The organism is Halomonas sp. QHL1, assembly GCF_001882345.1.
GTDB lineage: Bacteria > Pseudomonadota > Gammaproteobacteria > Pseudomonadales > Halomonadaceae > Vreelandella.
Genome location: NZ_MINL01000001.1, coordinates 338,169 through 363,436, shown reverse-complemented (window position 1 = coordinate 363,436; position 25,268 = coordinate 338,169). Strand labels below are relative to the sequence as shown.

22 protein-coding genes are annotated in these 25,268 nt (G+C 56.1%); 8 read left to right on the top strand and 14 right to left on the bottom strand.

Translation table 11 applies throughout. The features are described from left to right. Nucleotides 1-9 precede the first annotated feature (9 nt). From QHL1GM_RS01670 to QHL1GM_RS01655, 4 genes are all read left to right on the top strand, one after another. On the top strand, nt 10-915 hold the full coding sequence (locus tag QHL1GM_RS01670; protein WP_071692933.1) for a hydroxymethylglutaryl-CoA lyase: 906 nt from the start codon (nt 10-12) through the stop codon (nt 913-915). A gap of 87 nt (nt 916-1,002) precedes the next feature. Beyond that, on the top strand, nt 1,003-2,706 hold the full coding sequence (locus tag QHL1GM_RS01665; protein WP_071692932.1) for an AMP-binding protein: 1,704 nt from the start codon (nt 1,003-1,005) through the stop codon (nt 2,704-2,706). A gap of 6 nt (nt 2,707-2,712) precedes the next feature. Continuing rightward, the gene (locus QHL1GM_RS01660; protein ID WP_071692931.1) at nt 2,713-3,537 is read left to right on the top strand and encodes a class I SAM-dependent methyltransferase; all 825 of its coding nucleotides are present in this window, start codon (nt 2,713-2,715) and stop codon (nt 3,535-3,537) included. Nucleotides 3,538-3,612: 75 nt separating this feature from the next. Beyond that, the gene (locus tag QHL1GM_RS01655) at nt 3,613-4,176 is read left to right on the top strand and encodes a hypothetical protein (RefSeq protein ID WP_071692930.1); all 564 of its coding nucleotides are present in this window, start codon (nt 3,613-3,615) and stop codon (nt 4,174-4,176) included. Here the strand turns inward: QHL1GM_RS01655 and QHL1GM_RS01650 are convergent. Beyond that, nucleotides 4,173-6,065: a monovalent cation:proton antiporter-2 (CPA2) family protein gene (locus QHL1GM_RS01650; RefSeq protein ID WP_071692929.1), complete on the bottom strand. Its 1,893-nt coding sequence runs from the start codon at nt 6,063-6,065 to the stop codon at nt 4,173-4,175. The genes QHL1GM_RS01655 and QHL1GM_RS01650 overlap by 4 nt on opposite strands. Before the next feature lie 97 nt (nt 6,066-6,162). On the opposite strand from QHL1GM_RS01650, the gene QHL1GM_RS01645 reads away from it, so the two are divergent. Genes QHL1GM_RS01645 through QHL1GM_RS01635 form a run of 3 tightly spaced genes read left to right on the top strand, consistent with a single transcriptional unit; the run spans nt 6,163 to nt 8,536 of the window. Continuing rightward, complete coding sequence (locus QHL1GM_RS01645; RefSeq protein WP_027959142.1) at nt 6,163-6,441, top strand: Trp family transcriptional regulator; 279 nt, start codon at nt 6,163-6,165, stop codon at nt 6,439-6,441. Then, on the top strand, nt 6,438-7,859 hold the full coding sequence (locus QHL1GM_RS01640) for an anthranilate synthase component I family protein (protein WP_071692928.1): 1,422 nt from the start codon (nt 6,438-6,440) through the stop codon (nt 7,857-7,859). The genes QHL1GM_RS01645 and QHL1GM_RS01640 overlap by 4 nt, the downstream gene beginning before the upstream one ends. Then, on the top strand, nt 7,856-8,536 hold the full coding sequence (locus QHL1GM_RS01635) for an aminodeoxychorismate/anthranilate synthase component II (protein WP_071692927.1): 681 nt from the start codon (nt 7,856-7,858) through the stop codon (nt 8,534-8,536). Before QHL1GM_RS01640 ends, QHL1GM_RS01635 begins: the two co-directional genes overlap by 4 nt. Nucleotides 8,537-8,566: 30 nt before the next feature. Here the strand turns inward: QHL1GM_RS01635 and QHL1GM_RS01630 are convergent, their stop codons facing one another. The 8 genes from QHL1GM_RS01630 to cysM all read right to left on the bottom strand — a co-directional run bounded on the left by QHL1GM_RS01630 (nt 8,567) and on the right by cysM (nt 18,728). After that, on the bottom strand, nt 8,567-8,842 hold the full coding sequence (locus tag QHL1GM_RS01630; protein ID WP_071692926.1) for a DUF1294 domain-containing protein: 276 nt from the start codon (nt 8,840-8,842) through the stop codon (nt 8,567-8,569). Nucleotides 8,843-8,868: 26 nt separating this feature from the next. Continuing rightward, complete coding sequence (gene rluF, locus QHL1GM_RS01625; protein ID WP_071692925.1) at nt 8,869-9,930, bottom strand: 23S rRNA pseudouridine(2604) synthase RluF; 1,062 nt, start codon at nt 9,928-9,930, stop codon at nt 8,869-8,871. A 36-nt stretch (nt 9,931-9,966) separates the two neighbouring features. Continuing rightward, a complete protein-coding gene (locus QHL1GM_RS01620; protein ID WP_071692924.1) occupies nt 9,967-10,512 on the bottom strand; it encodes a DUF924 family protein in 546 nt (181 codons plus the stop codon). Nucleotides 10,513-10,544: 32 nt separating this feature from the next. After that, nucleotides 10,545-13,193: a phosphoenolpyruvate carboxylase gene (gene ppc / locus QHL1GM_RS01615; RefSeq protein ID WP_071692923.1), complete on the bottom strand. Its 2,649-nt coding sequence runs from the start codon at nt 13,191-13,193 to the stop codon at nt 10,545-10,547. 38 nt (nt 13,194-13,231) lie between these two features. Beyond that, complete coding sequence (mazG, locus tag QHL1GM_RS01610) at nt 13,232-14,071, bottom strand: nucleoside triphosphate pyrophosphohydrolase (protein WP_071692922.1); 840 nt, start codon at nt 14,069-14,071, stop codon at nt 13,232-13,234. Beyond that, nucleotides 14,071-16,347: a GTP diphosphokinase gene (relA, locus tag QHL1GM_RS01605; RefSeq protein ID WP_071692921.1), complete on the bottom strand. Its 2,277-nt coding sequence runs from the start codon at nt 16,345-16,347 to the stop codon at nt 14,071-14,073. The genes mazG and relA overlap by 1 nt, the downstream gene beginning before the upstream one ends. A gap of 72 nt (nt 16,348-16,419) precedes the next feature. Beyond that, nucleotides 16,420-17,817 carry a TRAM domain-containing protein gene (locus tag QHL1GM_RS01600; RefSeq protein ID WP_071692920.1) on the bottom strand — a complete coding sequence of 466 codons (1,398 nt, stop codon included), beginning with the start codon at nt 17,815-17,817 and terminating at the stop codon, nt 16,420-16,422. Between the two features lie 2 nt (nt 17,818-17,819). After that, entirely contained in the window at nt 17,820-18,728 is a 909-nt protein-coding gene (cysM, locus tag QHL1GM_RS01595; protein ID WP_071692919.1) for a cysteine synthase CysM, read from the bottom strand. Nucleotides 18,729-18,818: 90 nt separating this feature from the next. Here cysM and QHL1GM_RS01590 point away from each other — a divergent pair, with 90 nt between their 5' ends. Then, a complete protein-coding gene (locus tag QHL1GM_RS01590) occupies nt 18,819-21,587 on the top strand; it encodes an ATP-binding protein (protein ID WP_071692918.1) in 2,769 nt (922 codons plus the stop codon). Nucleotides 21,588-21,616: 29 nt separating this feature from the next. On the opposite strand, the gene acpS is transcribed toward QHL1GM_RS01590, so the two are convergent. Genes acpS through rnc form a run of 5 tightly spaced genes read right to left on the bottom strand, consistent with a single transcriptional unit; the run spans nt 21,617 to nt 25,210 of the window. Continuing rightward, on the bottom strand, nt 21,617-22,006 hold the full coding sequence (gene acpS, locus QHL1GM_RS01585) for a holo-ACP synthase (RefSeq protein ID WP_071692917.1): 390 nt from the start codon (nt 22,004-22,006) through the stop codon (nt 21,617-21,619). Nucleotides 22,007-22,038: 32 nt separating this feature from the next. Beyond that, nucleotides 22,039-22,863: a pyridoxine 5'-phosphate synthase gene (gene pdxJ / locus QHL1GM_RS01580; protein ID WP_071692916.1), complete on the bottom strand. Its 825-nt coding sequence runs from the start codon at nt 22,861-22,863 to the stop codon at nt 22,039-22,041. A 54-nt stretch (nt 22,864-22,917) separates the two neighbouring features. Then, nucleotides 22,918-23,613: a DNA repair protein RecO gene (recO, locus tag QHL1GM_RS01575; RefSeq protein WP_071692915.1), complete on the bottom strand. Its 696-nt coding sequence runs from the start codon at nt 23,611-23,613 to the stop codon at nt 22,918-22,920. Nucleotides 23,614-23,621: 8 nt separating this feature from the next. After that, entirely contained in the window at nt 23,622-24,521 is a 900-nt protein-coding gene (gene era / locus QHL1GM_RS01570) for a GTPase Era (protein WP_071692914.1), read from the bottom strand. Further along, the gene (rnc, locus tag QHL1GM_RS01565) at nt 24,518-25,210 is read right to left on the bottom strand and encodes a ribonuclease III (RefSeq protein WP_071692913.1); all 693 of its coding nucleotides are present in this window, start codon (nt 25,208-25,210) and stop codon (nt 24,518-24,520) included. Before rnc ends, era begins: the two co-directional genes overlap by 4 nt. Nucleotides 25,211-25,268: the final 58 nt, after the last annotated feature.

Sequence of the window (25,268 nt, the reverse complement as noted above, 5' to 3'; positions counted from 1 at the left end):
TCACTGCTCATGCCACTGCCTAGCTCCGTTAAGCTGTTTGAAATGGCCCCTCGCGACGGCTTGCAAAACGAGCCGGGGGGAATAGTACCCACGGCGACCAAAATTGCCCTGATTGAGCGGCTTGCCAAAGCGGGTATCAGCTATATTGAAGCCGCCAGCTTTGTATCACCCAAGTGGGTGCCACAAATGGGCGACGCCGTTGAGGTAATGGGTGGCATTAACCGCCAGCCTGGCGTGGTCTATTCGGCATTAACGCCCAATCTAAAAGGGCTGGAAAACGCCCTAACCGTGGGGGTTGAAGAGGTCGCGGTATTTGGTGCGGCGTCTGAAGCCTTCTCGCAAAAGAACATCAATTGCTCGATTGCCGAGTCACTGGCTCGCTTTGAGCCTGTGCTAAAGCGCGCCGGGGATGCCGGCGTACGCGTGCGCGGCTATGTTTCGTGCGTATTGGGCTGCCCCTACGAAGGCGAAATCGCGCCAGCCAAAGTGGCTGAAGTGGCCAAGGCGCTTTATGAGATGGGCTGCTATGAGGTGTCCCTGGGCGACACCATTGGCGTGGGCACGCCGCTGGCCACTAAACGCATGATTGAGGCAACTCGCCAGCAGGTACCCGTTGAGTTTTTGGCCGCCCACTTCCATGACACCTACGGCATGGCGCTGGCTAATTTATACGCTGTGATGGAAGAGGGTGTTAGCGTTATCGACGCTGCCGCCGCAGGTTTGGGCGGCTGCCCCTACGCCAAGGGCGCTTCCGGCAATGTAGCCACTGAAGACGTGCTCTATCTGCTTGAAGGGCTAGGCATTGAAACGGGCATTGACCTGCAGGCGGTGATTGATACCGGCTACTGGATCACCAACGAGCTAGGCCGCAAGCCAAGTTCCAAAGTGGCCCTGGCAAAAGGCCCTAGTCATTGAAATCAGAAGTGAATAATAAAAATTAAAAACAGCTAATTATCCTCTGCCTTCCCGCTCGGACAAGAAAAAATATTGGAGAGATACACCATGGCATCACCTGCTCTTACCCAACCCAGCTACTCCAGCAGCATGGCGGACAAGCCGCTTCTTGGCATGACGATTGGCGATAAATTCGACCAGATAGCGACGCAATATGCCGATAACGATGCGTTAATTGTGCTGCATCAGAACATTCACTGGAGCTATCGTCAGCTCCAGGAAGAGGTCAACCGCTGCGCCCGTGCCCTGCTCTCCATCGGCGTTAACAAAGGCGACCGAGTGGCCATTTGGGCTCCCAACTGCAGCGAATGGACGTTAACGCAGTTTGCCACCGCCAAAATCGGTGCCATCCTGGTCAACATTAATCCCTCTTACCGTACCCATGAGCTGGAGTACGCGCTAAACCAATCCGGCGCGCGTTTCCTGGTCACCGCTAATAGTTTCAAAAGCTCCGATTACAGCGCTATGCTGTATGAATTGGCGCCAGAACTTAACACTTGCACTGAAGGCGAACTCAAGTCGCCAAAACTGCCCGATCTTGAGTGCATTATTAACTTGAGCAGTGAAAAACTGAGCGGGATGTGGCGCTGGTCTGACCTGATGAACGAAGCCAGCAAGGTTAGCCAAACCGACGTTGATGACTTGCAAGCAACGCTGCAGTTTGATGACGCGATCAATATTCAGTACACCTCTGGCACCACAGGCTTTCCTAAAGGCGCGACCCTTTCCCACCACAATATTCTCAATAACGGCTTTTTTGTGGCGGAGAGCATGGGCTTTACCAGCGAAGACCGTTTGGTCATTCCAGTGCCGCTTTACCACTGCTTTGGAATGGTCATGGGAAACCTGGGCTGTATGACCCACGGCGCGACCATGATCTACCCGGATGAAGGCTTTGATCCCGGCAAAGTGCTCAAGGCGGTGCACGAGCAGAAAGCCACCTCGCTTTACGGCGTACCCACCATGTTTATCGCCGAGCTTGATCACCCAGATTTCCCTGGCACCGATCTCTCTTCACTGCGCACCGGCATTATGGCGGGCTCGATCTGCCCCGCTGAAATCATGAAGCAGGTCATCAGTAAGATGAACATGAAGGGCGTGCAGATTGCCTACGGCATGACGGAAACCAGCCCGGTATCTACCCAGACCGGCGCCGACGACAGCATTGAGAAGCGCGTTTCCACCGTGGGTCGCACCCAACCGCATCTGGAAAATAAAATCGTCGACCCCGGCAACGGCGGCATTCTCCCCCGCGGTGAAATTGGCGAGCTGTGTACCCGCGGCTATAGCGTCATGCTGAAGTACTGGAACAACGATAAAGCTACCGCTGAAGCCATTGATGAAGCGGGCTGGATGCACACCGGCGACTTGGCCACCATGGATGAAGAGGGCTACATCCAGATAGTGGGCCGGATTAAAGATATGGTGATACGCGGTGGTGAGAACGTTTATCCCAAGGAGATCGAGGAGTTTCTTTACGCCCACCCGGCGATTTCAGAAGTACAGGTCACCGGCGTGCCGGATAAGAAGTACGGTGAAGAGCTGATTGCCTGGGTAAAACTCAACAGCACCGCGGGTGAAGTGACGGGTGAAGAGCTGCGCGAGTACTGCAAAGGCAAGATTACTCACTTCAAAATTCCGCGTTACTTTAAGTTTGTTGACGAATTCCCGATGACCGTCACCGGCAAAATTCAGAAATTCAAAATGCGCGAGATTTCCATTCAGGAGCTAGGTTTAGATCAAGAGTCATAACGCACAATGACCAACCCCAACCGTTTAGCGGATCACTATCAGCGCGCCCTGCGCGCTGATGAAGTATTGGCGCAAATTGACGCCCACTACCCCGCTGGCCCCACGCTGCATCAACTGGCCCCCTTGGATCAGCTACATATCGGCGGCGTGGCGGCCTCCAGTCGGCTGCTTGAACGGCTTAACCCTGACGCCCACTGCAAAGTGCTTGATATCGGCGCTGGGCTAGGTGGGCTGATGCGCCTGGGGGCCTCACTTGGCTTTCAGATGACAGGGCTGGATATTACCCACGGCTTCAGTGCACTGAACAAAGCGCTGAGCTCAAGGGTTACCCAGCCTGACTCGATACCTCTAACCTGGGTAACGGGTAACGCGAGCGCTCTGCCCTTTGCCGATAACGGCTTTGATGCCGTGCTATTTCAGCATAGCCTACTCAATATGCCCGATGCTGCCAGGGTCATCGCAGAGAGCCGCCGAGTTCTGCGCCCTGGTGGGCAGCTAGTGATGCATGAAGTCGTCAGCGGCCCCAACATGGCGCAACTTCGCTACCCGGTGCCGTGGGCATCCTCTTCCGAGCACTCTCATCTAATGACCACTGCGGAGCTGACTCGATTGCTGGAAACAGCCGGTTTTCGACTTGAACACATGGAAGACTGGAGCAAAATAGCTTTGGAGTGGCGCCAGCGACAGCGACAAAAAGAGCAGACGCCCCGACAAGCGGTGCTGTCACCCCAATGGGTATTTGGCGAACGCTTTATTAACATGGGTAAAAATTTAGTCGACAACCTAGCTCAGGGCGCAATTAAAGTGGTGGAAATCCAAGCCAGTTGCTAGTCTGAATGGGATAGCTTTTTTCTCCCTATCCATGTTCGCCCTATCTATGGGTAGACGACAATAGGTGTATGCAAAATGCCAATCAAACGCTTGGCAAGCACCCTGCTCTGCTGCTCTGTTCCTTGGTTTAGCAGCTACGCCGACGATACCCCGCCGGTAATGGCCTATACCGCACCCAATAGCGAACTCATGCAGTTGGATAACGGCGTTATCCTGGAAGGCAGCGATCTCCAAAGCCTTGATAACTATACCAGCGGCTTTCGAGTGACCGCTGGATTCAGCCCCTGGCGACTCCCCCAGCTCGATATCGGCGCTGAAATCGCCTACCGGGAAAGCGACGAAATTCCCACTTCCTCCAGTGTCAATCCGTTGATTATGGATACGCTGAGTTTGGGCGGTGCCCTTGTTGCAGGTGTTCGCATGGGCGCCTTCAGCGTCTATGCGAAGTCCGGCATCACGGAATGGCGTGGTGAAAGCGACCTGGAAGGCGCCGATGAGAGTGGCACTGCATTTCTGCAAGGTTTCGGCGCCACGGTGACGATCAACCGACTTGTCAGCCGCCTAGAGTACGAACGCATCGACGCCCCAACGCTTAGCCATCTCAATATGCTAAGCGCCTCGTTGCATATTCCCTTTTAAACGTTATCGCGATCCTGCTCTGGCGGTGTCCAGATCGGCACATCTTCCCGTTGCGGCTCGGGCCAATCCTGCTGCATGGCGCTATTCAATGACTCTTCCAGCTTCATAAACAGCTCACCGTAGCGTGGGCTGAAGCTGATGCCCTCTTCGATCTCTTTCCAGGCCTCAAACAGTTCATCCTCATGGGCATCTTCATTCTGTACAAACGCCCAGGTCATCTGCTTAGCTCGCATGGGGTGCACGCCCATGGCTGTGAGCGCGTGCCCGCCCAGCTCCAGCGCTGAATGATAGGTTTCACTGATCACGTCGTCGGCACCCGCGTCACGTAGCTGATAGCCATGCCCACGGTCGAATGCACGGGCCAGCACCCACACTTGTGGGTAGGCATGCTTAACATGCTTAACCATCTGCACGGCACGCTCACGGTCGTCTAGCGCGATAACCAGTAGTCGGGCGTGCTCGATCCCTGCGGTCTCTAGCAAGTCGGAGCGACTGGCATCGCCAAAGTAGCTTTTGATGTTAATTTTGCGCAGGTTCTCGATCTGCTCGATCTCCAGATCCAGCGCCACGATGGGAATATTATTGGCGCGCAGCAAGCGGCAGATAATTTGTCCAAACCGCCCTACGCCCGCAACGATGACGGGTGCCTGCTCCTCAATAGCATCGGCTTCGCGATCATCGTTTTTAGCAATAAGGTAGCGCGGCAGAACCAGCCGATCATAGGCTATAAACAGCAGCGGGGTTAAAAACATCGATAGCGCCACGACTAACGAAAGCACCTGGGAGATATCGGTAGGAATCACATTGCTTTGAACGCTGTAGGTCAGCAGCACAAAGCCGAATTCACCGGCTTGGGCAAGGCTTAAAGTGAATAGCCAGCCGTTACTACCATGCACTCGAAACAGCAGCGCTAAGCCCAGCAGAATCACACCTTTAACAACGATAACCGCCAAGCCTAGCGATAGCACCGTGCCCCATTCCGCGGCTAACACCGAGAAGTTGATACCTGCCCCTACGGTAATAAAAAACAGCCCCAGCAGCAGTCCTTTAAAGGGCTCAATATTGGCTTCCAGCTCGTGCTTAAATTCACTGTTGGCGAGCACCACGCCCGCCAGGAAGGCCCCCAGGGCGGGGGATAAATTGACCACACTCATCAGGGCGGCGATGCCAATCACCAGCATCAACGCTGTAGCGGTAAACACTTCACGCAGGCCAGAGCCAATTACATAGCGAAACAGCAGCGGCATTAAGTAGTAGCCGCCAGCGATAACACTCACGATGGCACCCACGACCACTAAGGCGTGCGCCCAGCCGGGCAAGTGGGCTACCAGGCTTAAGCTGGCGTGGCCATCATCACCGCCCGCCCCCATTAATTCAGGCAGCGCCAGCAGCGGGATCAGCGCCAGCATGGGGATCACCGCAATATCCTGAAACAGCAGCACCGAGAAAGCGCTGCGCCCACCCTCCGTTTTGGCGAGCCCCTTTTCATTCAGTGTTTGCAGCACAATCGCCGTGGAAGAGAGCGCAAAAATCAGCCCCACCGCCAGGGCGGTTTGCCACACAAGCCCCAGCCACCAGGCAATAGCAGTACCAGCGGCCGCCGTTAGCACAACCTGAAGCCCACCTAGCCCAATCAGCCGAACCCGCATCGCCCAGAGCCCCTTGGGATCAAGCTCCATGCCAACCAAAAATAGCATCATCACTACGCCAAACTCGGCAAAGTGCTGAATGGTGGTGGTCTCCTGCCCCACCAGCCCCAGGATTGGCCCAATCACTACCCCGGCGACCAAGTAACCCAGCACCGACCCCAGGCCAAAACGCTTGGCCAGAGGTACCGCGATCACCGCGGCAACAAGATAAATAAAGGCTTGAATGAAATAACTAGTCATCGGTTTCCCTTAAATTGACAGGCGCTGCTTGACTTCCCAGAGCAATCAGGTAGCGTACTAGTACGTTAGTACATCACTAATTACTCGGTAGCGAACTATGCCTTCAAACGGCCACTATCAGGCTGAGCTAATCGACCACCTACTCTCCATTGATTCACCTGAAGCAATGGATAGAGCGCTGGCGAGCCTGCTAACGCCAGCAGAGTACCAAGAAATCAGTAAACGCCTACAAATTTTTAAGCTGCTGCGTGAAGGTGTGCCCCACCGCAAAATTGCCGAAACCCTGGGCGTGGGCATCGCTACGGTTTCGCGGGGTTCCCGCGCGCTGACCACGTTACCCTCTTCAAGCCCTTCTTCACGGAATGATGCATCATGACCACTGCCAATACACATGCCTCGTCAGGCCCGCAGCCATTTACGCTGCCACGCAAACCTCACTATGTGACCTTGGCGGCGGACTGCGACTTCTTTGCCCTGTTTCAAAAAATCGAGCGTCGGTTTGATACCTGCTACATGCTGGAGTCTCTGGGCGAAGATAGCCATATGGCGCGCCACTCGATCATTGGCTTCGACCCCGAGTACACGCTCTACGCCAACGGCAACACGCTGACCATTGAAGACCGCGACGGGAATACCAACCATTACCCGAGCGATAACCCTTATGAGCTTCTACGCAGCCTGATCCCGCAGAATATTATTTCGCGTAAATACGCTGGCGGGCTAAGCGGTTATCTCGGTTACGATGCCATGCAGTACTTCGAGCCATCGCTTACCTTAAAAGCCAGCGATGATTTCGACACCTTCCGCTTTGGGCTTTACAAAGATGGCCTGATCCTCGACAAGATGACCGGGGAAGTCACCTACTTCTACTACGACAACAGCCGCTACGAGTTTCTGCAGACGCTGATCGACGCCGACGATGAGCCAGCAGGCCCACTGCAGATAACCGCCCTTGGCGACACCATGAGCCAGGCAGAACACGCTGAGGCGGTGGCCAAGGTGAAGCAGGATATTATCGACGGCAAAGTGTTCCAGTGCGAAGTCGGCTTTAAAAAACGCTTCAGTATTAAAGGCGATTCCCTGGCGCTCTATGACCAGCTACGCACCATCAACCCGTCGCCGCAGATGTACTACGTCAAATTTGGCGAACAGAAGCTGATCGGCGCAAGCCCGGAGCTTTTGTTCCGGCTACGCCAGGGCGAGATGGAAACCTTCCCTCTGGCGGGTACCACTACCCGGGGTCAGACGCCCCAAGAAGATACCCAACTCGCCCGGGCGCTGCTCAACGACCCCAAAGAGATCGCCGAGCACAATATGATCGTGGATCTACACCGCAACGATATTGGCCGGGTGGCGCAGTTTGGCACGGTGAAAGTGCGCAGCCTGATGGATATCAAGCGCTTTAGCCACGTGCAGCATATTTCCAGCGAGATCGTCGGCATTATCGCAGAAGGCGAAGATATGTTTACCGCGCTGGCCAGCAACTTCCCCGCGGGCACCCTCACCGGCGCACCCAAAATCGAAGCGATGAAAATCATCGATGATCTTGAAACCGACGGCCGCGGCCCCTACGGCGGCGCAGTGGGCCAATTCTCGTTTAACGGCGACTGCACCTTTGCGATTCCCATTCGCACCGTGTTTGTGAATGGCGAGCGCGCCTATGTGCAAACCTGTGGTGGCAATGTGTTTGATAGCAACGCTGAAGATGAGTATGAAGAGATTCGCCGCAAGTTTGCCGGTACGCGCAAAGCCCTTGCCCCCTTTATGGAGACGGACATGGAGAGCCCAGCATGAAGGTACTTATTATCGATAATTACGACTCCTTCACTTATAACCTCTACCAGTTTATTGGTGAGATTCTGACCACGGAGAAGAATCGCGGCGGGCTGGCCAATTTTGAGATTATCGTTAAGCGCAATAATCAGATCGATTTCAACGCCATCGAAGCCATGGCACCGGATCGCATTATTATCTCTCCCGGCCCCGGCTCGCCGGATGACCCGCGCTACTTTGGCGTGTGTGCCGAAGTCATCGAGAAGCTAGGCAAAACCACACCGCTGCTGGGAGTGTGCCTGGGTATGCAGGGCATTGTGCATGTGTTTGGCGGCAAGGTAGTGAAGGCGCCGCTGCCGATGCACGGCAAAATCAGCCCCATCAACCATAATAACGCATCGGTGTTTAATGGCGTGCCCGACCAGCTTGAGGTCATGCGCTACCACTCGCTAATCGCCGATGCGACCACCCTGCCCGATTGCCTGGAAGTGACCGCTACCGTGGGCGCACTTGAGGCGAATAACTTTGAGCAGCGCAGCCGCTGGCAGGCGTTGGGTGAATTCGAACTGATGGGGGTTAAGCATCGGGAGTACCCGATTCACGGCATCCAGTTCCACCCGGAATCGTTTGCCACCGAGGGCGGTAAAGAGCTAATCGCTAATTTTCTTTTCGCGCCCAACGATCACACCACAGCGTAGGCACCAAGCATAGGGTGGCTAAACGTGTGGCTAAATGAGACTCAATGAAACCGTTAGCCACCCTGCACAGGCCAGATTTACGACAACCGTCAGCCAGAACGTAACTTGAAAGGCGGTTTTCTGGGTTTTATGCCGCAGTTGCTGTTGGGCCAGTAGCGCACCCGGCCAGCCCCCTACTAACCCAAGCAGATGTAGCGACTTTTCACTTACCCGACGGCGGTTTTTAATGGCCGCCTTTTTGTCGATAGCGTAAGTGATATAAGCGATAACGCTAATCAAAGCGTAAAAGGCGACGATTGGAATCACAGTGAAGACTCTTGAAGGGTTAGGAGCTACTTGCGTCGCTGAGAAGGTTTGCCGCCCACCGCTGGCTTGCCGCGGCCTTTACCCACGGGCTTACCTTTAGCACCAGGCTTGCTTTTAACACCGGGCTTGCCGGGGGCTTTACCTTTGGGGTGCGGTTTACCGGCACTGCCCTTCGGGCCGGTACTGACTTTTCCGCTGGCAGCTTTTTTACCTTTGGGAAGCGGTTTAGCTCCGGCGGCCTTGGCACCAGCCGACTTCGCGCCGACTTTGGCCGGGCGCCCTTTCGCAGCGGGCGGCTTTGCCTTTCCTGCGCCCGAGCTGTAGTTGGGTCTTTCCGGCTTAGCTTTACTTTTCTTCTCGGGTGCAGCCTCTGAGCGTTCCGTTAGCGCGATAATGGTATCGATCTCTTTGGCAGTCAGATCGCGCCAGTCGCCCAGGGCCAAGCCTTTGAGCGGCACATTCATAATGCGCGTACGAATAAGCTGGGTAACCTCGTAGCCGAAGTATTCGCACATACGGCGAATTTGCCGATTGAGCCCCTGCACCAGCGTGATGGTGAACACAAAGGTGGACTCTTTTTGTACCTTGCAGCGTTTGGTCACCTTGCCAAGAATCGGCACGCCGCTCTGCATGCCGTCAATAAATTCGTCGGTGATCGGCTTGTTCACCGTCACCTGGTACTCTTTTTCGTGGTTGTTATTGGCGCGCAGAATCTTATTAACCAGATCGCCGTTATTGGTTAAAAAAATCAGCCCCTGGGAGTCTTTATCGAGCCGCCCAATGGGAAAAATACGCACGCCATGCTTCACAAACTCAACGATATTGTCCTTTTCGCTGGATTCGGTGGTACTGACAATGCCCACCGGTTTGTTCAGCGCAATAAGAACTAAATCTTCCTCTTCCTGAGGCTCGATCTCCTGACCGTTGACCTTAACTAAGTCACCCGCCACCACCTGATCACCGGTGGTCGCGCGGCGACCGTTAATCCACACGTTGCCCTGCTCCACAAAACGGTCGGCTTCACGACGAGAGCACATCCCGCTCTCGCTAATGTATTTATTGATACGGGTAGATTTTCGAAACGACATAAAACGCCACGTGGCTAAAAGAGGATAAGCAAACAGTTAAAAAGAGGAGCCGGGCTCCTTTAAGAAGGCCAGCTCCTCGTCGGTAGAGTCCCGACCCAACAAAGCATTGCGGTGCGGGTAGCGCCCAAAGCGATCAATAATCGCCTTATGGCGCACTTCAAAGTCGTAGTTATTCTCTAACCCCGGCTGGTTAAACAGCTCCATCGCCACTTCATGGATGGCCGCTGACTCGCTATGCATATAGGGCATATACACAAATGCCCGCTGCTGACTAGTTAGTTCGGCGTCAGCACTAGCGGACACCGCCTCCTGGGCTAGTACTAGCGCTAAGGCATCGGTGGCAAAGGCGCGGGCGTCGTCGCGGTAGATGTTGCGCGAGAACTGATCCAGCACAATGATTTCCGCAAGCCGCCCTTGGACGGTTTCACGCCATGCGTAACATTCGCACCGCGCGGCTTGGGCATGCAGTGCGCCAAACCGCTGCGAGATTGTACGATCCATTTCAGGGTCTTTTTTAAACCACTGAGCAGGCGTCAAGGCTTCAAACCAAAAGTCGAGTACCGCTTGAGCATCTGAGGACATTGACGCCTCCTAGTCATTAAATATGGTTATGTCTAGCCGGTATTACGCAATCCCGCCGCAATGCCTGCCATGGTCACCATCAACGCCCGGGAAAGATCGGCGCTGATCGCCCCATCGGCGTCGCGGTTTCGCTGCAGCAGCTCCGCCTGCAAACCATGCAGCGGATCGATGTAGGGGTTGCGCACATCGATTGCCTGGCGAATCAGCGGCGTGTTCTCCAGCAGCTTCTCCTGCTGAAGAATATCCAGCACGGCTTCTTCTAGGGACGCGAAGCGCTGGCGTAACTTTTTACCCAATGCCTTCAGCGAGGGCTCGTCGACCAAGCGGTGCTCGTAGTAAGCGGCAATGGCGACATCGGCTTTGGCCAGCAGCATCTCCAGCATGTCCAGGTAGGTGCCAAAGAACGGCCATTCATTGCGCATCTCTTGCAGCACATCGCGACCGCCGGGCTGCTCTAAACGCCGCGAGAAGGCTTCGCCGCTGCCCAGCCATGCGGGTAGCATCAGGCGAATCTGTGTCCAGGCGAAAATCCATGGAATGGCGCGCAGGGTTTCCACCCCGCCATCCTGGCGCCGCTTGGTGGGGCGTGAACCCAACGGCAGCCTACCCAATGCGCCTTCTGGTGTGACCGCGCGGAAATAAGGCACGAAGTCCGGGTCTTCACGCACCACGCCCACATAGGCACCATGCGCTACCTTGGCAAGCTGATCCATCTCTTCACGCCAGTGCGGTTCTGGCGCACGCGGTGGCAGCAGCGTGGCTTCCAGCACCGCACAGGCATAGATCTCCATGGAGCGTAGAGCAATATCGGGCTGGCCAAACTTGAAGCGAATCATCTCACCCTGCTCGGTCACCCGCAGGCTGCCGTTTACCGAGCCGGGGGGCTGGGAGAGTATCGCCGCGTGGGCCGGGCCGCCGCCACGGCCAACGGTGCCGCCGCGGCCGTGGAATAGGGTTAAATCGACGCCGTGTCGGTTACACACATTCACCAGCGACTCCTGAGCGCGATACTGCGCCCAGGCAGCGGCCAGCTGGCCGGCATCTTTTGCCGAATCCGAGTAGCCAATCATGACCTCCTGACGGTCATCGATCAGCGAACGGTAGCCCGGTATCGCCAGCAGCTGATCCACCACATCGCCTGCGTGATCCAGGTCGTTAAGGGTTTCAAACAGCGGTGCGATAGGTAGCGTTACCTGCCCTCCCACCTCTTTCATTAGCAGTGCCACGGTAAGCACGTCAGAGGGCTCAGCGGCCATGGAAATAATGTAAGTCCCCAGTGCTTCGGAATGCTCCTGGGCGATGACTTTAAACGTATCCAGCACTTCGCGGGACTCGGCAGAGCACTCCCAGCGGCGCGGAATCAGCGGGCGGCGTGAGGCCAGTTCGGCAAGTAGAAATTCCTGACGTTTGGCTTCGTCCCACTCCTGGTAGTGGCCCAGGCCCAGGGCGCTGGTCAGCTCTTCAATGACCTGGGCATGACGGCTGGCTTCTTGGCGTAGGTCGAGCTTGGTCAGCGTAACGCCAAACACCGCTACCCGACGCAGCGTATCCAGCAGCGCGCCGTTGGCAATGGTGTCGAGACCCACATCACACAGCGAGCGGTAACAGGCGAGCAGCGGTGAGTAGAGCTGATCGCGGGTTTCAATAATCGGCCCGCCATCGTAGTTACGCCCTTCAAGCTCGGCCTTGGCCCAATCACGGGTTGATTCCATCTTCGCCAGCAGCCGCTTCAGCACTTCGCGGTACGGCTCCGCTACATCGCCCGCTTCGGCCTTGAGCGCGCTATTGGCCTTCCACATGGAGAGCTCGGTTTTGAGCTGTTCAAGATCACGCAGATAGAGGTCGGCGGCCATCCAGCGGCCAAGCAGCAACACTTCACGGGTCACCCGGGCGGTCACGTTGGGGTTACCGTCGCGGTCACCGCCCATCCAGGAGGCGTAGCGTATCGGCGCGGCGTCCAGGGGCAGGCGTTCACCGGCGGTATCCAGCAGCAGGTTATCCAAATCTCTATGGAAATCTGGCACCGCCTGCCACAGGGAGTTTTCAATTACCGCAAAGCCCCACTTGGCCTCGTCCACCGGGGTGGGCCGCTCGTGGCGGATCTCGTCGGTATGCCACGCCTGGCTAATCAGCTCTTCCAGGCGCCCCTGGGCACGGGTGCCACGCTCCGGGTAATCTTCGGAGCTCTCAATGGCGGTTAAGCACTCATCGATAGCGTCATATTTTTGGATCAAGGTGCGGCGGATAACTTCGGTGGGGTGGGCGGTTAGCACCAGCTCGACGCGCATATTGGCGAGGGTCTCGACCAGTTTACGCGGTGAGTTGCCCGCCTGCTCGGCGCGCTGAAGAAGCTCCCCCAGTACCGGCTGGGAGCCGGGCTTGTAGTCCTCTACCCGGCGAAAGCGCGCCCGGTAGTGCTGTTCGGCAATGTTAGCGAGGTTTAAAAACTGGTTAAATGCCCGGGTGACCGGCAGTAGATCTTGCTCGGGCAGCTCACGCAGGTACTCGATCAATTCGCGCTGCTGCAGCGAATCTCCTTGCCGCCCGCGCTTGGCGTGGGCGCGAATGGTTTCAATTTTATCGACAAATGCTTGGCCCAAATCATCGGCAATGGTTCGCCCCAGGCTGTCGCCTAGAATACGCACGTTATCGCGCAGAGATTCGTGTAGGTCGTGACTCATTGGCATGGCCTCCTTGCAGGGGTCGCATCATTATTAGGTCAGGAATGGGTAGATTGTTTTTCTTCTGCTTTGGCTGCCTGCCAGTGGGCTTCCATTTCGTCTAGGGAAGCCTCTGTTAATGGTCGCTGGGCAGCGCTAAGCTCGCGCTCGACAAAACGAAAACGGCGCTCGAACTTGGCATTGGTAGCGCGCAGGCACTGTTCAGGGTCGGCATTTAGCGTGCGGGCAAGGTTGGTCACCGCAAACAGCAGATCGCCAACTTCTTCCTGGGCATGCTGTTGATCACCGGCGGCGAGCGCTTCTTCCACTTCCGCCAGCTCTTCACGAATTTTAGCCACCACGCCGCGAGCATCAGGCCAGTCAAAGCCTACCCGCGCCGCACGTTTGGACAGCTTGGCGGCGCGGCTGAGCGCAGGCAAGGTGCGCGGCACATCGTCGAGCACTGATGGGGTATCAACTGCCCTTTCGGCACGCTCTTCAGCTTTAAGAACCTCCCAGCGGCTGTTGACCTGCTGGGTTTGCACTTCTTCGGCGCTCACCCCCGGCGGGCGCCGCGAGGCCAGGGTGCCATCTGGGAAGACGTGCGGATGGCGGCGCAGCATCTTGGCGGTTAGCGTATCGACGATATCGGCAAAATCGAAGCGCTGCTCTTCCGCACCGAACTGTGCGTAGTAGACCACTTGAAAGAGCAGATCGCCCAGCTCGCCGGGCAGTTCGTCAAAAGCGCGTCGCTCAATGGCATCGGCCACCTCGTAGGCCTCTTCCAGGGTATGGGGCACAATGCTGTCCCAATTCTGCCGGAGATCCCAGGGGCAGCCCTGCTCCCGGTCGCGCAGCACCTGCATCAGGGTCAACAGGTCATCGATACCATGGCGCATTATGCTCCTCCCTTGCGAGCTTGTTGATCCGGGTCGGCATTGCGCAAGCGGCGCACTTCAGTGACGTTGGGCAACTGCTGGATGCGCGAGAACAACCGCCCCAGGGACTCAAGGCCGTCGACTTCCAGAGTAATACGCAGCCGGGCAATGCCTTCATCGGTATCGGTGAGCGTATTAACAGCAAGCACGTTGACTTTTTCATTACCCAGCAGGCCCGTAACATCGCGCAGGAGCCCGGAGCGATCCCAGGCCTGAATCTCGATGGTCACCGGATAGCGGGTTTGTGCGCGCTCGCCCCACTCCACTTCGATAATGCGCTGGGGTTCGTCCAGGCGCAATTGCAGAATATTACTGCAGTCCTGGCGGTGAACGGTGACGCCACGACCCTGGGTGATAAAGCCGATAATTGGCTCGCCGGGCACCGGACGGCAGCAGTTGGCCATACTGGTTTTAAGGTTGCCGACGCCGAGCACCGTGATATCGCTTTTGGTGGCTTTGCTGGATTGGCGCTTAGGCTTGGCGAGCAGGCGATCGAGCTGGTCTTGGTCATCGGTTTCACCAAACAGCTGCTGAGCCTGGTGCAGCACCTGGCCGATACGCAGGTCACCGGCGCCGATGGCGGCGTACATGTCCTCGGCGTTTTGGTAGTTGACCGCCTTAGCCAGCTTGGGCAAATCGAGACCCCCGACATCCAGGCGGCGCATTTCACGGTCAAACAGCACACGCCCCTCGTCCAGGTTTTGATCCCGTGCCTGATGTTTGAACCACGCCTGAATTTTGGCCCGCGCCCTCGAAGTGCGCACATAGCCCAGGCTGGGGTTTAACCAGTCGCGGCTTGGCCCACCCTTGGTGGCGGTAAGAATTTCTATCTGCTGGCCGGTCTTTAACTTGTAGGTGAGCGGCACAATGCGCCCATTAATCTTGGCGCCTCGGCAGCGGTGGCCAATTTCGGTATGCACCCGGTAGGCGAAGTCGATTGGGGTCGCGATCCGCGGCAGATCGATCACGTGGCCGTCGGGGGTGAAGACGTAAATACGGTCAGGCGCCACATCGCTAGAGAGCCCTTCGCGCAGATCGCCAAAGCCGCCCACTTCGTCCTGCCACTCCAGTACCTGACGCAACCAGGCAATTTTCTCTTCGTAGCTACGGCTTTTGGCGTTGGTATCATGGCCTTTGTAACGCCAGTGGGCGCAAACGCCCAGTTCCGCTTCGTCGTGCATGGCGAAGGTGCGAATCTGAATTTCGAGCACCTTGTTCTCTGGACCCATCACGGCGGTATGCAGCGACTGATAGCCGTTCTTTTTGGGGTTGGCGATATAGTCGTCAAACTCATTCGGCACGTGGTGCCAGCGCGAGTGAATAATCCCCAGCACGGTGTAGCAGTCCGCCACTTCCGGCACCAGAATACGCACCGCACGCACGTCATGAACTTGCGAAAAATCGATCCGCTTACGCTTCATTTTGCGCCAGATCGAGTAGATATGCTTGGCCCGCCCATCCACGTCGTAGCGGTGAATATGCTGGGCTTCCATCAAGCCTTTGATGGTTTCGACCACATCGTGGATATAGCGGTCGCGGTCAAGGCGCTTTTCTGCCAACAGCTTGGCAATCGCTTTGTACTCATCTTCATGCAAGTAGCGAAACGATAGATCTTCCAGCTCCCACTTGAGCTGACCGATACCCAAGCGGTGGGCCAGCGGCGCGTAAATATCGGCGACTTCCCGAGCCACCTGTAAACTTTTTTCCCGGGGAGCGTCTTTTACCTGGCGTAGTGCGCAGGTGCGTTCGGCAATTTTTATCAGCGCCACGCGCACATCGCCGACCATATTGACCAGCATCTTGCGCAGGTTTTCCTGCTGATTGTGTTGGCCCATGCCGTGGTCTGGTGCCAGCGGGTAGCTGATAGCGGCCATTTGCAGCACGCCATCAATCAGGCTGGCCACTTCTTCGCCAAAGCGCTTTGTCACGGACTCAAGGCTTAGCAGCCCTTCCCGCACCGCGCGGTAGAGAACGGCGGCCTCAAGCGTGGCTTGGTCCAGCTTTAACTCGCCAAGTATATCGGCCATTTCCAGACCCATGCGAAAGCTAGAACCTGGCGATAGCCATACGCGATGAGTGCGCGGGGCCTCAAGCTCCAGCTTCTCGGCGAGTTCACAGGCGTCGACTAAACGCTCCGGCTCACGTAAGCGCACATCCTCCTGCAGGCGCGTTAACCATTGTTGTATGTCCACCTTTCCGCTCGCAGTTAGCGGCTGGTCTTCACGCACTTTCACCATGACAATCACTCATCCTTTCAGGGAGACGGTCTCTACACGGCCGTCACCGTGGCTTGATGCGATGGGAAATATCTAGTCCCTGTACTCGAACAGCATCAGCGTTTCCATATGCGCAGTGTGAAGGAACATATCCGCCACTACTACTTGCTTGACCCGGTACCCCGCATGCACAAGGTGTGCCGCATCCCGGGCAAGCGTCGCCGGATCACAGGAAATATAGACCACCCTGGGCACCGGATGATGCGCCAGCGCCTGACAAATAATATCAGCGCCACTACGCGGCGGATCGAGCACCAGCGCATCACTATCACCATGAACAGTTAACAGCTCATTAACGCCAACAGCGTTGCTTAAATCAGCCTGCTGGCCGCTGACCATCAGTTGGTTACGCTTAGCATTAATGGCAATCCGCGCCACCATGGCGGGGTTACCTTCCACTGCATGGACCTCAGCACCCGCTGCCGCTATGGGTAGGCTGAAATTACCGATACCGGCAAACAGATCGAGCAGTTTTTGTCCTGACTTCGGCGCTAACCACTGGATGACCTGGTCGACCATTTGCTGGTTAACCGGGGCGTTGACCTGTAAAAAATCTCCCGGTGCAAAACTTAAGCTAAGCGGTGGTTGGCCGGTAACGGTTAGCGACTCTTCAAGCGCCGGCGCTGCGCCATGCCAGTGCAGAGTGGGGGTTTCACGCCCCAACCAGGTGCCCAGCGCCACACCCTGCTGCTGCGCAAAGGCTTGCCAGCGCTCGGCGTCCCCGGCGTGCTCTTTTAACTGACGAACCAACACGACCTGGGCAGTCGCCGTTGCCAATAGTTCGATATGCCCTACCTGGCGCGGCGCCTCTAACGTTCCCAGCAGCTCACGCAGAGGTGTTAACAGACGCTGTAAGGGATCAACCAACACCAGGCAGCGTTCAATATCTACCAGGCGGTGGCTATGGGCGGCACGAAAGCCAAGGCGCGTAGTGCCCTGGCTGTCGACTTTGACCCCCAGCCGCGCGCGGCGCCGATAGCCCTGATCGCTGCCTTGAATCGAGCCGATCTCGCCTAGCGTTATACCCTGGCGAGAAAACAGATCGCGCACCACTTCACGTTTATGGTCGCGCTGGGCTTCGACACTGAGGTGCTGCAGATCACAGCCGCCGCAGTGGCCGAAATGCGGGCAAGGCGGTGTGACGCGCTGCTCCGATGTCGTCAGCAGCGATTTGATATGCGCTTCGTCAAAGCGTTTGCGGGTGGTATGAATCGCCACGTCCACTTGCTCACCGGGCAGCGCCTGATCAACAAACACCGTTTTACCATTGGCGGAGTGGGCCACGCCGCGCCCATCATGAGCCAAACGTTCAATGACCAGCGGCGATGCATCCTCTACAGCGGAATGCGGAGCCTTACCACCCAGCGTACGCGCTAGCCCAGAGTGACCTGAAGCGGGCCTAGGCGGCCGCCGTTTTCCCAACATGGCCATAGTTATACTCCTGGGGCAAATAGGCCAGTGGAAAGATAGCGGTCACCACGGTCGCAGACGATAAACACAATCACCGCATTTTCGGTTTGCTCAGCGATGCGTAACGCACCGGCTAAGCTGCCCCCCGATGAAACCCCAGCCAGAATACCCTCTTCACGGGCGAGACGGCGCATATGCTCTTCGGCCTCTTGCTGACCAATATCGAGGGTGACATCCACCCGTGGTGCTTCGAAAATAGCCGGCAGGTACGCTTCTGGCCAACGCCGTATGCCGGGAATACTGGCGCCATCAGCGGGCTGTAAACCGACAATTTGAATGGCTGGGTTTTGCTCTTTTAAATAGCGCGACACGCCCATGATGGTACCCGTCGTCCCCATGGAGCTGACGAAGTGCGTCACCTCGCCGCCGGTTTGTTGCCACACTTCTGGCCCTGTGGTGCGGTAGTGCGCTAACGGGTTATCTGGGTTGGCGAACTGATTCAGCGGTTTACCCTCCCCACTGGCGATCATGCCATCCGCAATATCCCGTGCCTCTTCCATGCCGCCCGCTTTGCTGGCAGAAATCAATTTAGCGCCATAGGCGGCCATCGCCTGCTTACGCTCTTCCGAGGCATTTTCGGGCATTACCAGCACCATCTGATAGCCTTTAATCGCCGCCGCCATGGCTAGCGCAATACCGGTATTGCCTGAGGTTGCCTCAATCAGCGTATCGCCGGGGGTAATATCACCCCGGGCTTCTGCCTCATTGATCATGGAGAGCGCGGGGCGGTCTTTGACCGAGCCAGCGGGGTTATTGCCTTCGAGCTTAGCCAATAGGGTATTATTACGCCCAGCGCTAATACGCTTCAGACGTACCAGGGGCGTGTTGCCAACCACATCTTCTAACGTGGGATAGCCCTTAAGATCTTTCATGAATGTTCCTTATCGTCACCGTTATGCTGCATTATATCGGTGCTGCCTTGGGCTGGACAGGCAACCTCATTGAATCAACGAGCTCTTTTCATGTCTTTGAACACCCGTCTTCTCTTTGCCTTACTCGGTTTTCCGCTGCTGGTATACGCCATGATGGCCGTACTGCTGGTCATACAGAGTGATACGGAAGCTCGCGCAGCACAGCAAGCACGCTTGGAAAGTGCCGTTGAGTTATTAGCCCCAAGCCTTGCTACCGCGGTTGCAACGGCTGATGCTCAGCGCCAGGAGGCCTTGGCTCGCCAACTCCTCAATGCGAAAGGACTGCGATCGGTTGCGCTATTTAATCAACAAGGCGATCGCCTCTTATTATTGGGTCATTCCAACTCACCGCTGCTCGATGCCCCAACTGATCACCAACTCATCATGAAGGAGGATGTTTGGCGGCTGCGTTTGCCGCTAGTTACGCCTCAGTTCAGTACAAGCCAGATCAATACAAGACAAGCCAACCCAGACCAGGTTCGAGCAAGCGATAGTAGCGTTGGCTGGTTAGACATCGAAATGGATCCCCGGGGACTTACCCTAGTGCGCTATAAGCTGATTGCCAGTCTCAGTTTAGGCGGCATGTTGCTAGGCCTGCTGCTGTTTTTAGTCGCTTTCGCCATCAGCCGCTATGCCACCCGCCCTATCGAAGAAGCCAACCAAGCGCTTTATCGCCTATCCCGCGGTGATTACCGACTACGTTTGGCGCCCTCTAATGCGACAGAGCTTCACCATCTGAGTAGCCATATTAACGCCCTGGCCGAGCACTTTCAGCAGGCCCAGCGGGATATGCAAACGCAAATCGAACAGGCCACCAGCGAGCTGCAAGAGTCAATGGAAACCATTGAAGAGCAGAATATCAAGCTCGATTTGGCCCATCGCAGCGCGCTGCGAGCTAACGCGGTGAAGTCTGAATTTTTAGCCAATATGAGCCATGAAATCCGCACGCCGCTGAACGGGATTATCGGCTTCTGCCGATTACTGGGGCGCTCGTCAATGGATACACGACAGCAGGAATGGCTGCAGCACGTGCACCGCGCTTGCGACAATCTGCTCATGCTGGTTAACGACGTACTCGACTTTTCCAAGCTTGAAGCTAATCGCCTCACCCTGGAAGAAGCCGATATCGATATTGTCGCACTGGTTGACGAAGTTGTTGGGTTGCATGCTCCAGAAGCCCAGCGCAAGCAGCTACATTTGGTGGCTATGGTGTATGACGACGTCCCTACACCGCTGACCGGCGACCCGCTACGTATTCATCAGGTATTGAATAACTTAATTGGCAATGCGCTCAAATTTACCCATGAAGGCGACGTGATCGTTCGCGTCATGCTGGACAACCTGGAAGGTCAGCATGTGGTGCTCAATCTCAGTGTCAGTGACACGGGAATTGGCCTAAGCGACGCCCACCAGGAGGCCCTCTTCAGCGCCTTTTCCCAAGCAGAACCCAGCCATTCGCGGCAATTTGGTGGCAGCGGCCTGGGTCTTACAATCTGCCGACAATTGATTGAGCGCATGGGCGGAGAGATTGAGGTCGAAAGCGAGCTGGGTAAAGGCACCACCTTCTCTTTCACGCTGCCCATGCTTGCTCACAAGGCGAACGAACGGCCACCGGAAATCAGCCTGGCCAACCCAACTATTCGCTTATATGAAACTCACGCGCCTACCCGTCATGTACTTGAGCATCTACTGGAGCGCTGGGAAGCACAGCCGATCGCGTTTGACGCCTCTGAGCCAGCGAAACTGATGATATTAGGGTTAGAACACATCGACTTTACCCCTGAATGGCACTCCCACTGGCAAACGGTGATTGATCAAACGCCCTGCCCCACATTGATTTTAGCCAACGGCAATAGCTTTGACCTGCCGCCGCTGCACTTAACCCATGGCGGTGAAACACTCTACAAACCCTTTTCCCGCGCTCAGCTGCTGGCATCGCTTAAACAACTGCTACTACCTGAACTTATGCCATATAAAGGCGATCAGGAACTATTAGCATCACCTGCGTTATCCCAACCACTCAAACTACTCATTGTCGACGATAATGCGCCGAACCGAGACCTGCTCAAAAACATGCTTGAAGACCCAACGCTACATGTCATTACGGTAGATAGCGGGCATCAGGCGCTAGAATTCGCGCGTTCCCATACTGCTGACATGGTGTTAATGGACATACGTATGCCGGGGATGGACGGCGTGCAGACCACCCAGGCGCTGCGCCGACTCAGCAGTACCTGGGCCCGCTGCCCCATTATTGCTGTTACCGCCCACGTGCTGAGCAGCGAGCGCCAGCAGTGGCTCGCGGAAGGCCTTGATGACGTGCTGATAAAACCGATTGACGAGGTACAGTTAGATCAGTTGCTAAATCGCTTTTTGGGGGTTACCCATCGGCTGACCACAAGTAGCGCAACGACGTTTTATTCACAGCGCGGCAGTAACACCGTCAATAAGCCACGCTTTAGCCACACGGCACCCGCCACGCTACCCGTCGTTGATCTTGAAATGGGCGCCCGCCTCGCGGGGGGTAAAGAGTATTTGGCGCGAGAGCAGCTAAAACGCCTGATCGACAGTTTCGATGAGAGTGAACAGCATATGCGCACTGCTTTTGCGCAAAAAAACTTACCCACGCTGCTCGATTGGGTACATGGACTCAATGGCGCCAGCCGCTACTGCGGTGCGCCAGAGCTCGCCTTGCTGGTAGAGACTCTGGAAACCCGCCTACGCACCAGCGGCTTAGACCATGTTGAGGGGCTATTGGAAGATTTATATCGGGCAATGGCAAGGCTACGTTCGCACCGCCCGCTGCTGCTCAGACATTAAATTAAATGAGCATTAATCAAAACTTAACGTTAGTCTTGGGCTTCACGCTCTAATACAACAAAAGCCACCGCATACTCGGCTTCATCGCTCAAAGTAACGTGGCTGGCGGTGACTCCTGCAGCTTGCAGGAGCCGCTCAGCTTCCCCGTTAAGCAGGAAATAGGGCTTACCCAAGGCATCGTTCAGTACCTGGATATCACACCACTGCAACCCCTGGCGTAGGCCTAACCCCAGCGCTTTAACGAACGCTTCTTTGGCGGCAAAGCGTTTGGCTAGAAACGCGGCGGGTTGGGATTTCTGCTGCCAAAGCGTATGCTCTTCAGGGCCTAAAATGCGAAGCGCAAAGCGCGGGCCGTGTCGTTGCATGGCCCGTGCAAAGCGCTCAACGCGGGCAATATCCGAGCCAATTCCCACAATCATCGCCTAAAAAACCTCTGAATAGAAACCTCTAATTAGTGCCCACAGCAGCCATTATGCACATGCTCAGGGTGGTCTTCATGGTCATGGTCGTGGGCGTCTAGTGCCGCCATTAAACCTGCTTCCTGGCCTGCGATGATCAAGCGCTTCATCTCCTGCACGGCCTCTTTCAGGCCAACAAACAGCGCACGGGCAATAATGGCGTGGCCGATATTGAGCTCGTTAACCCCTGGCAGCGCCGCAATCGCCTCAACGTTATGGTAGTGCAGGCCATGACCGGCGTTGACGACCAACCCCAATGAAATAGCGTGAGTCGCGGCGGCGGTTAAGCGGTGATACTCCGCGTTCGCGGCATCGCTGCCGGGGCGAGCTTCTGCGTAAGCGCCCGTGTGCAGTTCAATAGTTGGTGCCCCGGCGCGCTGGGCAGCATCGATCTGCTCCACATCTGGGTCGATAAACAAGGACACATCGCAACCCGCCGCACTTAGCCGCTGGCAGGCGCTGGCTATAGCGTCGAAGCCGCCGACAACATCGAGACCGCCTTCGGTGGTCAGCTCTTCGCGTTTTTCCGGCACTAAACAGACATGGGCTGGGCGCACTTCTTCGGCCAGCGCCAGCATCTCTTCGGTAACCGCCATTTCCAGATTCATGCGCGTATTAAGTACTTCGGCCAGAATGCGCACATCCCGAGGTTGAATATGGCGACGGTCTTCACGCAGATGCACCGTAATACCATCGGCACCCGCCTCTTCGGCCATTAGCGCGGCTTGCACGGGGTCCGGATAGCGGGTACCTCGGGCTTGGCGAAGTGTCGCAATATGGTCAATATTGACGCCTAACAGAATCCGAGGGGGGTGCATAATGCCTCCAGCGCAACGATAAAATAAGAGTGTGTGAACAGGACATTCAAAAAATTAAGGACGATGGCGACGCCGCGCTAAATCGAGCATCAGCTCTCGTGAACGCAAAACGGTGGAGCCAAGATGGGGCGCCAGCGCCGCTCGCATTACTGCCTTCAATGCGTTGGCAAGGCCTTCATGCTGCCAATCACCCTGCTCAATGTAGCGCAGCGTTCTGCCGTCGAGCCCACGCTCAGCAGGCATAAATGCGCGGCTGGCGGCGTCAAAACGGTAGCGGAGCTGGGGATCCAGAACGCCACCCTCTGGCGTCGTAAACTGCGGCGTTGCCTCAAGCGTTTCTAGCAGCGCCCACTCATAGCGGCGCAGTGCCAATGCGCGTTCCGCGGGCACTGGTAGTGCTTCGAGTAGCGCGGTATAAAACGCGAAAACCTCGGGGGCTGGAAGCTCTAACGGCAGTAGCCGTGTGGCGATCTCATTGGCATAGAGCCCACATAAAAGACCTTCACCGGCCAGCAGCGCCGTCTGTCCGCGAGATTCCATAAGCGTAAGCCGCTTTAAATCACGACTGCCCTGCCAACTCACGAATAGCGGTGTGAACGGCTGGAGACGCTGTCGCGATTTTGAGCCAGGCCGCTGACCTCCATGAGCAACGGCTCGTACCCTGCCGTAATCAAGCGTTAATAGATCCACCAGCGCACTGGTTTCGCGATATGGCCGACGATGGAGTAAAAAAGCCGGCTCTGGCGCCATCGCTACACTCAATCGAGGTCGTAACCCAAGCTTTTCAGGGCGCGCTCGTCATCTGACCAGCCACGCTTCACTTTCACCCATAAATTGAGCATCACTTTCGTGCCTAGCGCGCGCTCCATATCCAGGCGCGCTTCACGGCCAATACTCTTGAGGCGGTCACCATTTTCACCAATCAAAATGACTTTCTGTCCCTGGCGTTCAACAAGAATGAGCGCACTGATATGCGTGACACGTTCGGTCTCGCGGAACTCTTCAATTTCAACGGTCATCTGGTAGGGCAACTCATCGCCCAACTGGCGCATGACTTTTTCACGTACCAGCTCGGCGGCCATAAAGCGTAGGCTTTTATCGGTAATTTGGTCTTCAGGGAAGAAGTGAACGCTTTCAGGCAGATGTTTGGCCACCTCCTCTTCAAGGGTATCTACCTGAGTGCCGTGTTTGGCTGAAATCGGCACGATGGCGGCGAAGTCCCGGCGAGCACCGACCTCCGCTAGCCAAGGCAATAAATCGCCCTTTTCACCTAAACGGTCGACTTTATTGACCGCCAGAATTACCGGCGCTTTAACGTGCTCCAGGCGCTTTAATACGGCCTGGTCCTCTTCTGTCCAACGGGTGCGGTCAATAATAAACACCACACAATCGACGTCGCGCAGCGCCTGCGTAGCTGCCTGATTCATAAAGCGATTGATGGCTTTATTGCGATCCTTGGACATAATATGCATGCCAGGAGTATCTACATAAATAAACTGGGTCTCATCGACCGTTTTAATACCCATGACCTTATGGCGCGTGGTTTGAGGGCGCCGTGAGGTAATCGATATTTTCTGCCCCAGAATACGGTTCATGAGGGTCGATTTGCCCACGTTGGGTCGGCCGACAATGGCAACGAATCCGCAGGTTTGGCTCATGATTTATCTCCAGGGCTTTTTTCGAGGTACGACAACGCTTCTTCTGCCGCTTGCTGTTCAGCATGGCGGCGGCTAGGACCTTTACCAGTGGTATGCTCTGCTAAAAGATCAATGTAGCACTCCACGGTAAAGGTCTGGGCATGCGCCTCTCCCTTCACGCAGACAACTTCATACCGCGGCAACGCGGCTTGGCGCGACTGCAAAAATTCCTGCAGCCGCGTTTTGGGGTCTTTCTGAGTATCTTGCAACGAGATATTATCCAGCCTTTCTGCATACCAATCCAACACACGCTCACGCACCACGTCCATCCCAGCATCCAGATAGATGGCGCCAATAATGGCTTCTACCGCATCCGCCAGGATAGATTCACGCCGATGTCCACCGCTTTTCATCTCGCCAGAGCCTAACCGCAAGCATTCGCCATACTCCATTTCTCGGGCCAGCTCCGCCAGAGTTTGCCCCTTTACCAGGCGCGCACGCAGGCGTGAGAGTTGCCCTTCTCGGGCCTGGGGAAAGCGCTGAAACAGCGCCTCGGCAATGACAAAGTTGACGATGGAGTCACCTAGAAACTCCAGGCGCTCATTGTTGCGACCACCGAAGCTACGGTGGGTCAAGGCCAATTCCAATAGCGAATCATCGCCAAAGGTATGGCCGATTCGTCGGCAAAAAGCGTTCAAGGAATTACTCACAGCTCTCCTACGTCATTGACGTTAACTAAAGTGACATAACTAACTAAATTCAGCGTAA

Bases quoted from the DNA above. Each gene is read 5' to 3' on its own strand.
- QHL1GM_RS01650 (WP_071692929.1), bottom strand. From the start codon at position 6,065: ATGACTAGTTATTTCATTCAAGCCTTTATTTATCTTGTTGCCGCGGTG.
- QHL1GM_RS01600 (WP_071692920.1), bottom strand. From the start codon at position 17,817: ATGGCCATGTTGGGAAAACGGCGGCCGCCTAGGCCCGCTTCAGGTCAC.
- acpS (WP_071692917.1), bottom strand. From the start codon at position 22,006: ATGATTGTGGGAATTGGCTCGGATATTGCCCGCGTTGAGCGCTTTGCA.
- mazG (WP_071692922.1), bottom strand. From the start codon at position 14,071: ATGCGCCATGGTATCGATGACCTGTTGACCCTGATGCAGGTGCTGCGC.
- QHL1GM_RS01665 (WP_071692932.1), top strand. From the start codon at position 1,003: ATGGCATCACCTGCTCTTACCCAACCCAGCTACTCCAGCAGCATGGCG.
- rluF (WP_071692925.1), bottom strand. From the start codon at position 9,930: ATGTCGTTTCGAAAATCTACCCGTATCAATAAATACATTAGCGAGAGC.
- cysM (WP_071692919.1), bottom strand. From the start codon at position 18,728: ATGAAAGATCTTAAGGGCTATCCCACGTTAGAAGATGTGGTTGGCAAC.
- era (WP_071692914.1), bottom strand. From the start codon at position 24,521: ATGAGCCAAACCTGCGGATTCGTTGCCATTGTCGGCCGACCCAACGTG.
- QHL1GM_RS01655 (WP_071692930.1), top strand. From the start codon at position 3,613: ATGCCAATCAAACGCTTGGCAAGCACCCTGCTCTGCTGCTCTGTTCCT.
- ppc (WP_071692923.1), bottom strand. From the start codon at position 13,193: ATGAGTCACGACCTACACGAATCTCTGCGCGATAACGTGCGTATTCTA.
- recO (WP_071692915.1), bottom strand. From the start codon at position 23,613: ATGGCGCCAGAGCCGGCTTTTTTACTCCATCGTCGGCCATATCGCGAA.
- QHL1GM_RS01640 (WP_071692928.1), top strand. From the start codon at position 6,438: ATGACCACTGCCAATACACATGCCTCGTCAGGCCCGCAGCCATTTACG.
- QHL1GM_RS01670 (WP_071692933.1), top strand. From the start codon at position 10: ATGCCACTGCCTAGCTCCGTTAAGCTGTTTGAAATGGCCCCTCGCGAC.
- QHL1GM_RS01620 (WP_071692924.1), bottom strand. From the start codon at position 10,512: ATGTCCTCAGATGCTCAAGCGGTACTCGACTTTTGGTTTGAAGCCTTG.
- pdxJ (WP_071692916.1), bottom strand. From the start codon at position 22,863: ATGCACCCCCCTCGGATTCTGTTAGGCGTCAATATTGACCATATTGCG.
- QHL1GM_RS01660 (WP_071692931.1), top strand. From the start codon at position 2,713: ATGACCAACCCCAACCGTTTAGCGGATCACTATCAGCGCGCCCTGCGC.
- QHL1GM_RS01635 (WP_071692927.1), top strand. From the start codon at position 7,856: ATGAAGGTACTTATTATCGATAATTACGACTCCTTCACTTATAACCTC.
- QHL1GM_RS01645 (WP_027959142.1), top strand. From the start codon at position 6,163: ATGCCTTCAAACGGCCACTATCAGGCTGAGCTAATCGACCACCTACTC.
- QHL1GM_RS01590 (WP_071692918.1), top strand. From the start codon at position 18,819: ATGTCTTTGAACACCCGTCTTCTCTTTGCCTTACTCGGTTTTCCGCTG.
- relA (WP_071692921.1), bottom strand. From the start codon at position 16,347: ATGGTGAAAGTGCGTGAAGACCAGCCGCTAACTGCGAGCGGAAAGGTG.